The sequence below is a fragment of the Ancylobacter sp. FA202 genome (assembly GCF_000380205.1).
Lineage (GTDB): Bacteria > Pseudomonadota > Alphaproteobacteria > Rhizobiales > Xanthobacteraceae > Ancylobacter.
Window position 1 is genome coordinate 1,738,748 of sequence record NZ_KB904818.1, and the last position, 12,001, is coordinate 1,750,748.

10 protein-coding genes and 1 tRNA gene are annotated in these 12,001 nt (G+C 69.3%); 8 read left to right on the forward strand and 3 right to left on the reverse strand.

What is annotated here, in order from left to right; all coding sequences use genetic code 11:
- Positions 1–2 precede the first annotated feature (2 nt).
- Entirely contained in the window at positions 3–311 is a 309-nt protein-coding gene (gene rpmB, locus A3M1_RS0107840) for a 50S ribosomal protein L28 (RefSeq protein ID WP_018964162.1), read from the reverse strand.
- A 271-nt stretch (positions 312–582) separates the two neighbouring features.
- Between rpmB and A3M1_RS0107845 the strand changes: the two genes are divergently transcribed.
- The 7 genes from A3M1_RS0107845 to A3M1_RS0107875 all read left to right on the forward strand — a co-directional run bounded on the left by A3M1_RS0107845 (position 583) and on the right by A3M1_RS0107875 (position 8,728).
- Entirely contained in the window at positions 583–1,425 is an 843-nt protein-coding gene (locus tag A3M1_RS0107845) for a DUF3108 domain-containing protein (protein ID WP_018388409.1), read from the forward strand.
- A gap of 204 nt (positions 1,426–1,629) precedes the next feature.
- Positions 1,630–2,019 (forward strand): hypothetical protein, encoded by a 390-nt coding sequence (locus A3M1_RS26425; protein ID WP_156029649.1) that lies wholly within the window; start codon positions 1,630–1,632, stop codon positions 2,017–2,019.
- Between the two features lie 240 nt (positions 2,020–2,259).
- On the forward strand, positions 2,260–5,793 hold the full coding sequence (locus tag A3M1_RS0107855) for a helicase-related protein (protein WP_245261608.1): 3,534 nt from the start codon (positions 2,260–2,262) through the stop codon (positions 5,791–5,793).
- Between the two features lie 2 nt (positions 5,794–5,795).
- Entirely contained in the window at positions 5,796–6,191 is a 396-nt protein-coding gene (locus A3M1_RS0107860) for a S4 domain-containing protein (protein ID WP_018388412.1), read from the forward strand.
- A gap of 102 nt (positions 6,192–6,293) precedes the next feature.
- Positions 6,294–6,629, forward strand: coding sequence for a ferredoxin FdxA (gene fdxA, locus A3M1_RS0107865; protein WP_018388413.1), 336 nt, complete (start codon positions 6,294–6,296; stop codon positions 6,627–6,629).
- A 387-nt stretch (positions 6,630–7,016) separates the two neighbouring features.
- Positions 7,017–7,634 carry a CarD family transcriptional regulator gene (locus A3M1_RS0107870; protein WP_018388414.1) on the forward strand — a complete coding sequence of 206 codons (618 nt, stop codon included), beginning with the start codon at positions 7,017–7,019 and terminating at the stop codon, positions 7,632–7,634.
- Positions 7,635–7,846: 212 nt separating this feature from the next.
- A complete protein-coding gene (locus tag A3M1_RS0107875) occupies positions 7,847–8,728 on the forward strand; it encodes an RNA polymerase factor sigma-32 (RefSeq protein ID WP_018388415.1) in 882 nt (293 codons plus the stop codon).
- Positions 8,729–8,965: 237 nt separating this feature from the next.
- On the opposite strand, the gene A3M1_RS0107880 is transcribed toward A3M1_RS0107875, so the two are convergent.
- Both A3M1_RS0107880 and A3M1_RS0107885 read right to left on the reverse strand, forming a co-directional pair.
- Complete coding sequence (locus tag A3M1_RS0107880; protein WP_018388416.1) at positions 8,966–10,450, reverse strand: M48 family metalloprotease; 1,485 nt, start codon at positions 10,448–10,450, stop codon at positions 8,966–8,968.
- A gap of 56 nt (positions 10,451–10,506) precedes the next feature.
- On the reverse strand, positions 10,507–11,205 hold the full coding sequence (locus tag A3M1_RS0107885) for a nuclease (protein WP_245261609.1): 699 nt from the start codon (positions 11,203–11,205) through the stop codon (positions 10,507–10,509).
- Positions 11,206–11,911: 706 nt separating this feature from the next.
- On the opposite strand from A3M1_RS0107885, the gene A3M1_RS0107895 reads away from it, so the two are divergent.
- Positions 11,912–11,988: transfer RNA gene (locus A3M1_RS0107895), tRNA-Arg, on the forward strand.
- Positions 11,989–12,001 lie beyond the last annotated feature (13 nt).

Sequence of the window (12,001 nt, forward strand, 5' to 3'; positions counted from 1 at the left end):
GCTCAGGCGGCGGCGGCGACGCTCGCCACGGCAACGGTCGCCTTGGCGACGGCGCGCTTCAGCTCGGCCGCCTTCGGCGACAGCTCTTCGGTGTGAGCCTTGAGCAGGAACGCATCGAGGCCGCCGCGATGATCGACGGTCTTCAGGGCGTTGGCGCTCACGCGCAGCTTCACCGACCGCTTCAGCACGTCGCTGGTGAGGGTAACGTTCACCAGATTCGGCAGAAAGCGCCGACGGGTCTTGCGGTTGGAGTGGCTCACGCGATTGCCGGACAGAACCGCCTTCCCGGTAAGTTCGCACCGACGCGACATCGTGGACATCCTTGTATCAAAACCGTTGCGTCGTAGGCCGTATAGTCCGCCCGACGATCCCGCATCCGGTATCCGTGGAAATTGAGAGCGCTCCTATAAGGGCCGGTCCCTGTGCCGTCAAGGCCGGGGAGCGCGAAGCCGTGCCGGCGAATGCCCGCTGGCGACTTCGTGAGGAGGCGAGTCACAGTTCCGCCGCCTTCCCCACACATCCGAAACAGGGATAAATTCACGCTTCGGCCCTCGGGTCACGGCGATTCGGGAATCTGCCTTCATGATGCGGGTGTGCCTCACGGCCTTTCTGGCGGTTGCCGTCGCGGGCGCGATGGTTGCGGACGCCCGCGCCGACGGGCGGCTGGAAGCGCGCTACCGCATGTCGCTGGGCGGGCTGGAGCTTGGCCGCGCGGCGCTGCTGATCGAGGTCGACGACACATCCTATATCGCCTCGGGCAGCGGCCGGCTTACCGGCGTGGTGCAGGCGGTCTCCTCCGGCAAGGGCACGGCGGGGGCGCGCGGCACGGTGCGCAGCGGCGAGCTTGCCCCGCGCAGCTTCGCCATGGAAGCGGTGTCGGACAAGAAGACCGAATCCATCCGGCTTGTCATGAATGGCGGCGGCGTCACCGACATGCGGGTGGAGCCGCCGGTGTTTCCCTCGCCCGACCGGGTGCCGGTGGCGGACAAGGACAAGAAGGGCATCTTCGACCCGATGACGGCGGCGCTTGTGATGGTGCCGGGCACCGACGACCCGCTCTCGGCCAAGGCCTGCGAGCGCACGCTCTCCATTTTCGACGGCCGCCAGCGCTACGATCTCGCGCTCAGCTATGAGCGTATCGACGAGGTGAAGGCCGAGAAGGGCTATGCCGGCCCGGCGGTGGTCTGCCGCATCGCCTATCGCCCGGTCTCCGGCCACAAGCCGAACCGCGCCGGCGTTAAATACATGATGAAGAACAAGGACATGTTCGTCTGGCTGGCGCCGGTGGCCGGCACCCGCGTGCTGGTGCCGTTCCGCGCCTCGGTGACGACGGCGATCGGCATCGCCCAGTTGGAGGCGGAAGCCTTCGAGACGCGGGCCGTGGTCGGCACTCGCGCCACCCCGGCCAAGGCGGGGCTGCCCTGAGTTATACAAATGGCTGGGTTGGGGGAGCTAGACGCCCGACTGTGCGGAGGTCTCTGGCACACGACTAGCGCAGAGCGCTTCCTCCAGATAATCGCGACAGGCGGTTTACTTCCTGAGCCGCCAGATTTGTCGGATCGGGAGCGCTGGGGAACCGGCCGAGACTCCAGCCCCGATAGATTTCCGTGTGTCCGCAAAATGGGAGGCGTGAGTCTATTCGACTTCGCAGCATTCGATGCGGTCGACTACGATAAGCGTTATGCGTTCAGCAGCTGGCACGAGTTCGTTCCTTACCGTAAGTCCTGGCGCGGAGCAGTTTGGATTGAAATTAATCGGGATATAATCTCAGACAGGTTCGTATCAGCTGCAGGCGTCGTTAAATTTTGGAAAAATGGTCCTGCCAGGCACAAAATTATGCCCATGATAGAGGCCGCTCACATCGGCAGGATGGAGACGACCGCCTTTCGATCAGTGTTCTTCACATGGGCGAAGGGTGCGCAGCAGCGCGACATCGCTTTTCCGGCGTTTAACAAACATCAGTTCGACGCGATGATGCAGGAGTGGCGCGCATATTTGGATGAAAACCCATCCGACTGAGCCGGAGAACCTGCACCCGCGCCACCCCTGCCAAGGCGGGGCTGCCCTGAGCCGTTGCGGCGGAGGTTCGCCGCCGGACGGGCATTTGCGACGCGGCACCCCATATCGAGCGTCCCCCTTGCGGGCCCGGCGTGCTAGAGAACGCATCACCCGCTCCGATTGCTGCAATCGGAGCGGGTCGCGCTCTGCACCAAGCGCCCGCCGGCCCGCCCACACGAACGGTTCCAGCTGAACGCCTCCATGAACATCGCCGCCCCGCCGGCCCTTCTGCGCCCCGCCACCACGCCGCTGCCGCCCGGCCAGCGCGCGCGCGGCGTTACCGCCGTGCTCGGCCCGACCAATACCGGCAAGACGAGCCTGGCGATCGATCGCATGCTCGGCCATTCCTCGGGGCTGATCGGCCTGCCGCTGCGCCTGCTCGCCCGCGAGGTCTATGGCAAGCTGGTGGAACGGGCCGGCGAGCACAATGTGGCGCTGATCACCGGCGAGGAGCGGATCAAGCCGGACAATCCGCGCTTTTGGGTCGCCACGGTGGAGGCGATGCCCCGGGATCTCGACGTTGCCTTCGTGGCGCTGGACGAGATCCAGATCTCCGCCGATCTCGACCGGGGCCATGTGTTCACCGAGCGGTTGCTGAACCGGCGAGGGCGGGAGGAGACGCTGCTGCTCGGCGCCGCCACCATGCGCCCGCTGGTGGAGAAGCTGCTGCCGGGCGTGAACATTCTGGTGCGCCCGCGCCTGTCCAACCTCACCTTCGCCGGCGAGAAGAAGATCACCCGGCTGCCGCGCCGCTCGGCCATCGTCGCCTTCTCGGCCGACGAGGTCTACGCGATCGCCGAGCTGATCCGCCGCCAGCAGGGCGGGGCGGCGGTGGTGCTGGGCGCGCTCTCGCCCCGCACCCGCAACGCGCAAGTCGCCATGTACCAGAATGGCGACGTGGATTATCTCGTCGCCACCGACGCCATCGGCATGGGGCTCAATCTCGATGTCGACCATGTCGCTTTCGCCGGCGACACCAAATTCGACGGCTGGCAGTTCCGCCGGCTCAACCCGGGCGAGATGGCGCAGATCGCCGGCCGCGCCGGCCGCGCCCAGCGCGACGGCACCTTCGGCACGACGGGGCGCTGCACGCCCTTCGACGCCGAGATGGTGGAGCGGCTGGAAGCGCACGCCTTCGAGCCGCACCGCATGGCGCAATGGCGCAACAGCGTGCTGGATTTTTCCAGCATCGAGGCGCTCAACCGCTCGCTCTCCATTCCTCCCCGCGAGGAGGGCCTGACCCGCGCGCCGACCGCCGACGACGTGCTGGTGCTGGAGCGGCTGGCCGGCGACCCGGCGATCAGGCGCCTCGCCACCAGCGCCCAGGCCATCGAGCGCCTGTGGGAAGCCTGCCAGCTGCCGGACTACCGCAAGGTCTCTCCGGCCTCGCATTCCGACCTTGTCGCGACGGTCTATGACGACCTGATGCGGCGCGGCCGGCTCTCCGCCGACTGGTTTAGCAAACAAGTGGCCTTGGCGGACCGAGCGGAAGGTGACATAGACACCCTGTCGGGACGTATAGCGCAGGTCCGCACCTTGACCTTCGCAGCGAACCGGCCGGATTGGCTCGACGACCCGGAACACTGGCAGGGTGTCACGCGGCGTGTGGAGGACCGGCTTTCCGATGCGCTTCACGAGCGGCTCGCCCACCGCTTCGTTGATCGCCGGACCAGCGTGCTGATGAGACGCCTGCGAGAGAACGCGATGCTCGAAACAGAAATCACCAAGACCGGCGACGTCGTCGTTGAAGGCCACGTCATCGGGCATCTGCTCGGTTTCCAGTTCGCGGCGGACGCATCCGCCGGCGGGCCGGAGGCCAAGGCGTTGCGCGCCGCCGCGCAGAAGGCGCTGGCCGGCGAGATCGAGACGCGGGCCAACCGCCTCTCGGAAGCCGCCGACGATGCCTTCGTGCTCTCCACCGACGGCACGCTGCGCTGGATCGGCGATCCCGTGGCCAAGCTCATTCCCGGCGAGGAGGTGCTCACCCCCCGCCTCAAGGTGATCTCCGACGAGCACCTGACCGGCCCCGCGCGCGACGCGGTGCAGGCCCGCATGGAACTGTGGCTGAAGGCCCATATCGAGAAGCTGCTCGGCGCGCTGATCGCGCTGGGCAAGGCCGAGGACGTGGCCGGCATCGGCCGTGGCATCGCCTTCCAGCTGGTCGAATCGCTCGGCGTGCTGGAACGCCACCGCGTGGCCGAGGAAATGAAGGCGCTGCCGCAGGAGGCCCGCGCGGTGCTGCGCGGCCATGGCGTGCGCTTCGGTGCCCACCACATCTACATTCCCACGCTGCTCAAGCCGGCGCCGCGCGCCCTCGCCGCCCAGCTCTGGGCGCTCAAGCATGGCGGGCTGCAGCAGAAGGGGCTGGACGAGCTGCCGCATCTGGCCGCCTCCGGCCGCACCTCTATCCCGGTCGACCCGGAAATCCAGAAGGGGCTCTACCGCGCCGTCGGCTTCCGCGTGGCGGGCGAGCGCGCGGTGCGGGTCGACATTCTGGAGCGCCTCGCCGACCTCATCCGCCCGGCCCTGGCCTGGCGGCCCAATTCGCCCGGCGAAAAGCCGGCGGGGGCGTTCGACGGCAATGGCTTCATCGCCACCGTCGCCATGACCTCGCTGGCCGGCTGCGCCGGCGAGGATTTCGCCTCGATCCTGCGCTCGCTCGGCTACCGCATGGAGCGCCGCCCGGCGCCGGTGGAAGCCCCGGCCGCGCCGGTTGTTGCCGCCGAGGCGGCGGTGCCGGAAGCGGCGGCCGCCGCTGAACCGGCCGCCCCGGAGCTGCCCATCGGCACCGATATCGCTTTCGACCAGACGGTGGAGCCGGCGCTGGAAGAGGCCCCCGCCGACATCGACGCCCCGCGCGAGGCCCTGCCGGTGGACGCCGCCCTCAGCGGCGAAGTGTTCACCGACCCGGTGTTCGACCAGACCGTGGAGCCCGCGCTCGACGGCGAGGCCGCGTCCGCCGCCGCGCCAGGCGCCGTTGCCGCGCTGCCGGAAGCCGCCGATGTCGCCTTCGACCAGACGGTCGAGCCGGCGCTGGAGGAAGCGTCCGCCGAGGTGGAGGCCCCGCGCGAGGCCCTGCCGGTGGACGCCGCCGTCAGCGGCGAGGTGTTTACCGACCCGGTGTTCGACCAGACCGTGGAGCCGGCGCTCGAGGAAGCGACCGAAGCCGCGCCCGCTGCCGACGCGACGACCGAGGCCGCCGCCGCCGAGGCGCCCGCCGAGCCGGCGATGATCGAAATCTGGCGTCCCGGCCGGCCGCCGGGGCAGAACCGCCCGGCGCACCAGCCGCGCCGGGGTGGCCAGGGCGCGCGCGAGCCCGGACATCGCGATGCGTCGTCTCGTGATGCGTCTTCCCGCGCGGGCGCAGTTGCGCCGGCGGAAGGCGCCGCACCAGACGCCCGCCGCGAGCGGCCCCAGGGTGATCGCCCCGAAGGCGAGCGTGGCCGTCGTCCGCCCCGCGAGGACCGGCGCGAGCCCCGTCCCGCCCGCGCGGAAGGCGAGCGCGAGCCGCGCCGCGACGATAATCGCGGGTCTTCGGGCCCGCGTCCGCCGCGTCCCGAGCGGGGCGACCGGCCGGACCGTGGCGCCGGCCATTCCCGGCCGGATTCGCGGCACGAGGCGCGTCATGAATCGCGCAACGAGCCGCGTCGCGACAAGCCGGTCGACCCGGATTCGCCCTTTGCCGCCCTGCTCGCCCTGAAGGCGCGCATGGAGGCGGAGAAGAAGGGCAAGTAGGCGTGCGCGGCGCCGGCGACGGTTCCGGCGCGCGGGTTTCCGCGCCGCAGATTTCCGCTCCGGAGGTTTGCGAAGCGGAGGCTGGCCCGGAACGCCAGCGGCTCGATATCTGGCTGTTCCACGCCCGTTGCGTGCGGACCCGCAGCGCCGCCGCCCAGTTGGTGAAGGCCGGGCGGGTGCGGCTGAACGGCGCGCGCATCACCGCCCCCAGCCAGCCCGTCCGCCGCGGCGACGTGCTCACCCTCTCGCTGGATTCCCGGGTGCGGCTGTGGCGGGTGATCGGATTCATCGCCCGACGGGGGGATGCGCCGGCGGCGCTCACCACCTATGTGGAGGTGGCGCCGCAGGAAGGTTCCGGGCCGACGGCCGGCGCCGCGCCGGGCAGCCATGCATTCTAGACCCGGGATGTGTGTTGCGCCGCCTTCTGAGGTGCGCTAGGGGAGCCGTTGCGGGGCCTTCTTGCGCGCCTAATTCACATGCCCCGCACGGAGACTGGATCAATGACCTACGTAGTCACGGATAATTGCATCAAGTGCAAATACACCGACTGCGTCTCCGTGTGCCCGGTGGACTGTTTCTATGAGGGCGAGAACTTCCTCGTCATTCACCCGGACGAGTGCATCGATTGCGGCGTGTGCGAGCCCGAATGCCCGGCCGAGGCGATCAAGCCGGACACCGAGCCGGGCCTCGACAAATGGCTGACGCTGAACGCCGACTACGCCAAGGTCTGGCCGAACATCACCGACCGCAAGGACCCGCTGCCCGAGGCGAAGGAATGGGACGGTGTGCCCGACAAGCTACAGTATCTCTCGCCCGAACCGGGTAAGCAGGACTGAGTGGGCGGCCCCAACGGCAGGCCCTGAACCTCGCCCGCCCCGGCCGCGCGCTTTTGCAGCGGCCGCGCGGGCGCGCGCGCTGCATTGCGGCAGTATTTTGATTCTCCCCAGATTTGTGCTATATGACCCTTCGTGCAGTCGATTGGGTTTGCCATGGCGCAACGCTCCCGTACCGGAGCGCCCCTCCCGGAATTGATGTCGGGCCTTCGCTCCTCGTGCGGCCACCGCCGCAGGAAGGGCTTCCCTGAGTTTTCCGTCGACGGCTGAAGTACGGCTCCCGCATCCGCGGGGCGCCGGGGTGTTCTTTTCCCTGCGGCAGGCCGCAGGCGGCAGCGCGCCGAGGGCGACGCGGCGCCGGATGAACCGAGACCCAGGAGCAGGCACAGAATGACGTCGACCAAGAAGCCGCCCAGCAGCAATATCCGCCAGGGTTTCAAGACGGGCGAGCACATCGTCTATCCCTCCCATGGCGTCGGGCGCATTGTGGCGATCGAGGATCAGGAAGTCGCGGGCTTCAAGCTCGAACTGTTCGTCATCCACTTCGAGAAGGACAAGATGACGCTGCGCGTCCCGGTCCCGAAGATCGTCTCGGTCGGCATGCGCAAGCTCTCCGAACCGGCGGTGATGAAGAAGGCGCTGGAAACCCTCAAGGGCCGCGCCCGGGTGAAGCGCACCATGTGGAGCCGCCGCGCCCAGGAATATGAGGCCAAGATCAATTCCGGCGATCTCGTCGCCATTTCCGAAGTGGTGCGCGACCTCTACCGTTCCGACGCCCAGCCCGAGCAGTCCTATTCCGAGCGCCAGCTCTACGAGGCCGCCCTCGACCGCATGGCCCGCGAACTCGCCGCTGTCGACAATCTGACCGAGACCGAGGCGATCAAGCTCATCGAGCAGAATCTGCTCAAGGGCCCGCGCCGCCTTGGCAAGGGCGAGGTGGAAGCCGACGCGGTGGAAGCCGAGGACGAGGCCGATACCGAGGCCGATCCGGAAGAAGCCGCCGCCTGAGGCGTGCCGGCGCCGTGCGGCGCTGACGATGCGACGTTCAAGGCCCGGCTCGCGCCGGGCCTTTTTCATTGGCGCCTCCCGCAGAGCGCCGCGGGGAACTTTCCGCCCCCTCTCGCGTTGTCGCCCCGTTCGGGCATGGCGCGCCCTGCGGCCGCCAGCGCGGTGGTGTCGGGCCATCGCTTCGCCGGCCCGGTAGGTTCGGGGAGACGCGCATGAGCGAGGAAGCCGGCCGCAGCAGCCAGATGGCGCGCAAAGCAATGGCGACGCCGCTGCTGGAGCGCGACGATGAATATGAGCTCGCCCGCCGCTGGAGCGAGGAGCGCGACGAGAAGGCGCTGCACGCCCTCATCCATGCCCATATGCGCCTGGCGCTTTCCATCGCCCGCCGCTTCCGCAATTACGGGCTGGCGATGTCGGATCTGGTGCAGGAAGGCCATATCGGCCTGATGGAAGCCGCCGCCCGCTTCGAAACCACCCGCGAGGTGCGCTTCTCCACCTATGCCACCTGGTGGATCCGCGCCGCCATCCAGGACTATGTGCTGCGCAACTGGTCGATCGTGCGCGGCGGAACCTCATCCGGCCAGAAGGCGCTGTTCTTCAATTTGCGGCGGGTGCGGGCGCGGCTGGAGCTGGCCAATGGCAGCGCCCTGGCCCCGACCCGCGAGGAACTGCACCGCTCCATCGCCGCCAAGCTCGGCGTCAGCACCAAGGAAGTGGCGCGCATGGATGCGCGGCTGAACATTCCTGACCTCTCCCTCAACGCCCCCGTCGCCGCCGGCGAGGAGGACGGGGCGGAGCGGATGGACCAGCTGGTGGCGTCGGACCCGCTGCCCGATGAGGAAGCCAGCCGCGAAATCGACGGCGAGCGCCGCCGGCGCTGGCTGATCGGCGCGCTGCGCGGGCTGAACGAGCGCGAGTTCCGCATCATCAAGGCGCGCCGGCTGACGGATGAGAGCGAGACACTGGAAGTGCTGGGCGCCCGGCTCGGCATCTCCAAGGAGCGGGTGCGGCAGATCGAGAGCCGGGCCATCGAGAAGCTGCGCTTCGCCCTCACCAACGGCCCCGACGTGCCACGCGGCGCGTTCACGGCGTAAGCGCCCGCGGAAGAGTGGTCGCGGAAGAGTGGTCGCGGAAGAGTGGCCTCCCGGCCGGGGGCGCTGGAGCGGACTGAGTCCCCGGGTCAAGCCCGGGGATGAGGGAGCTGAGTCCCCGGGTCAAGCCCGGGGATAAGGGAGGTTGCGAGGGGGCATTCAGCCTACCCCGGGCCCCGCCCACCTCTGGCCCGGCCGGGACGGGTCAACGTCGGAACACCGCACGGTGCCGCCCCGCCGCTATTCCGCGATGATCTTGTAGGGCTCGCCATAGCCGAGCTTGTCGCCGCGATTAAGCCCGTTGAGGATGAGGAAGCGCTCCAGCGCCTTGTCCTGCACGTCCATCTTCGCGGCCAGGCGCTCGGGCGTGTCGGTGAGGCCGGCGGTGACGATGCGCAGGCGCAGCGGCTTGACGTTCTCCGCCTCCTCGATCGACACCCGGCGGAAGGTTTCCGCCGCGTCGCGGAAGGCGCGATCGAGCTCCGGCGTGAGGTCGCGGGCGGCGAAGATCAGCCGGTAAACATCGCTGCCGAAGCGGATGGCGAACATGCGGAACGACCACTGGTCGCCGCGCGCCACGGCGGTGGCGGCGGGGAATCCGTTGAGCACCAGGGTTTCCACGGTGGAGATTTCCACCCCTTCGATCCAGCCCGACGACAGATATTGCGACAGGCTCTGGTCGCCGGCGACGCGCACCGCGTCGAGCCGCAGCGCCTCGCGGCCGGACGTGCTGGCGCCGAGCACCGCCTGCGAGGTGTTTTCCAGCGTGAAGCCGGCCGGCGCGGTGAAGGTGAAGCCGAGCTTGGGATGGAAGAAGCGGCTGCCGCGCACGAAGCCTTCCTTCGGGTCGTCGCCATAGACCAGCCCGTCGATCGCGGTCAGATATTGCTTGCGGTCGCGCTCGCCCGGCTTGTCGGGCGAGGCATATTCGCGCGCATTGGCCATGACGATGGAGATGCGCTCGGGCGTGGCGGGATGGCTCGACAGGAAATCGGGCGAATCGGCGCCGGCGCTCTGGTTCATCGAGGTGGAGCGCATGCCGGCCTGCCGGCCCATGGTGGTGAGGAAGCGCTCGGCGCCATAGGGATCGAAGCCGGCACGGGCGCTGATGCCGACCCCGATCGCGTCCGCCTCCAGCTCCTGCCCGCGCGAGAAGCTGGCGAGCGAGACGCGGCTGCGGGCGAGCGCCAGCGCGCCGAGATCGGAATCATTGACCACATCGGAGATGACGCGGCTGACCAGCACCGCCTGCTTCATCTGGTCCTCGCGCGTCGCCGCATGGTTGGCGATGACATGCGCCATCTCATGCGCCAGCACCGAGGCCAGCTCGGCATTGTCGGAGGCGAGCGAGAGCAGGCCGCGCGTCACATAGAGCGAGCCGTTCGGCAGGGCGAAGGCGTTGACCGCCGGCGAATTGAGAATGGTGACGCGGTAATGCAGATCCGGCCGCTCGGAGGCGGCGACGAGGCGCGCCACCACGAGCTCGATCTGCTTCTGCAGCTTCGGGTCCTTATAGGCGCCGCCATAGGAGGCGACCAGCCGGTCATGCTCCTTGCGCTGCGCCGGGGGGAGCGCCTCCTCCATGCCGGGCAGCGCCGCCGGAGCGGCCGCCTGCCGGTCCACCGCCGCCGCACAGGCCCCCAGAACCAGCACGCCGCCCAGCAGCAGCGCGCGGGCAAAGGCGCGGGGAAGGCCGCGCCAGAGCGCGCGCGCAGGGGCGTGCACAAGCGCGCGCCAGAAAGGCGCCGCCGGCTTCGTCCTGCTCCTGCCCGTCGCTGCCCTCACTCGTCCCCCGTTGGCCGTTTCCGGCCTGCTGCCCCATGCCCCGCTCGAGTCCTGTCGGGCGGATCCTTCGCCTGATCGACTGCGAGATCGATCTGTTCCGCCCGGCGCAGGGTGATCGCCGGCCCGCCGGCCTCGAACACCGTGCCGCGCAACCGCACCCATCGCCCGGCAAGCCTTGCCACGTCGAGGCCACGCGCCTCAAGCGCCGATCGCCCCTCGGTCTCAACCCTACCGGTCATATCCTGACGCCAAACCCGGCCAAAATTGAGGTAATCCACGCGGTTTGTCTTTCCAACGTCAAGAATGTGGCCTGCCACGATTGTGAAGCGGCCCTGCTGGGCCCGAAGGGCCTTGATGTCGCGGGCGTCGAGCGGCAGGGCGCGCCAGATTCCGCGCTTTTCGCGACGGGCCGAGGCCTCCGCTTCCAACCAACCCGGCAGGCAGCCGAGGAACGCCTGTTCCGGCCGTGCCAGCGCCAGCCCCTCGGCGAGCAGCGCCTGCTGCAGCGTGCCGGCCTCCCCCTCGCCGCGTGCCAGGGCGGCGCGACGGCCATAACGGTCGCGCACCGGGCCGGCGGCAAAGGCGATGTCGCGTCCGGCCACACGCCGCGCGAGTTCCGGGCGCCAGCCAACCTCAGCCCCGGCGCCGCCGCCCGCCAGCCCGGCCAGCCGCAGCACCGTGCCATCGGCCAGCACGAGATCGCCCGCCGGGCTGACGCTCGCCACCCGGGCCCGAGCCGGGGAGAGCTCGGGGCAGGCCTCGAAGGCGGCTTGTGCGGCGGCATGCGCCGATGCCGCTTGCGTGCCGGCGATTTGTGCGGAGGTGACGTCTGCGGGGGAGCCTGGTGTGGAGGACACCTCTGTGGAGGACACCTCTGTGGAGGACATCTCTGTGGAGGACACCTCTGTGGAGGACACCTCTGTGGAGGACACCTCTGTGGAGGACACCTCTGTGGAGGACACCTCTGTGGAGGACACCTCTGTGGAGGACACTTGCGCCGATGCGGCGCAGGCCAGAAGCAGACCGAGTGCCACCCCGCCCGCACGGGCCGCCCAGCCCCAGCCGACGCGCCGGTGCCCCCGCGAAAACGCGGGCCAGGGCGAAATCAGGGGCGGTGCGGCCAGGCGCCTGTGCATGACACTCCCGATCCTCTCCGCCGCGAACCCGCCGGCCCTGTCCGGCGGGGCTCCGGCCCCCGGCTTTGCCGGCACGGATCCCCCGGCGCCTCGCCGCAGCCTAGCGCACACACTCGCTTTCGCCCAGAGCGGCGCCCGAGGCTCCCACCCCACGCCTTCTTGAACGGATGGGCTTGATGGCGCGGGCGCTCAGAACTGCGCGATCTCCTCGCGCCCCCCGCCCTCTTGATCGGAGCCACCAATTGGGTTCATGTACGCGCGGTCACTCCCGGTAGCTCAGCAGGATAGAGCACAGGTTTCCTAAACCTGGGGTCAGGGGTTCGATTCCCTTCCGGGAGGCCACCACCGCTGCAGA

Bases quoted from the DNA above. Each gene is read 5' to 3' on its own strand.
- A3M1_RS0107870 (WP_018388414.1), top strand. From the start codon at position 7,017: ATGACGTCGACCAAGAAGCCGCCCAGCAGCAATATCCGCCAGGGTTTC.
- fdxA (WP_018388413.1), top strand. From the start codon at position 6,294: ATGACCTACGTAGTCACGGATAATTGCATCAAGTGCAAATACACCGAC.
- A3M1_RS0107845 (WP_018388409.1), top strand. From the start codon at position 583: ATGATGCGGGTGTGCCTCACGGCCTTTCTGGCGGTTGCCGTCGCGGGC.
- A3M1_RS0107875 (WP_018388415.1), top strand. From the start codon at position 7,847: ATGAGCGAGGAAGCCGGCCGCAGCAGCCAGATGGCGCGCAAAGCAATG.
- rpmB (WP_018964162.1), bottom strand. From the start codon at position 311: ATGTCGCGTCGGTGCGAACTTACCGGGAAGGCGGTTCTGTCCGGCAAT.
- A3M1_RS0107855 (WP_245261608.1), top strand. From the start codon at position 2,260: ATGAACATCGCCGCCCCGCCGGCCCTTCTGCGCCCCGCCACCACGCCG.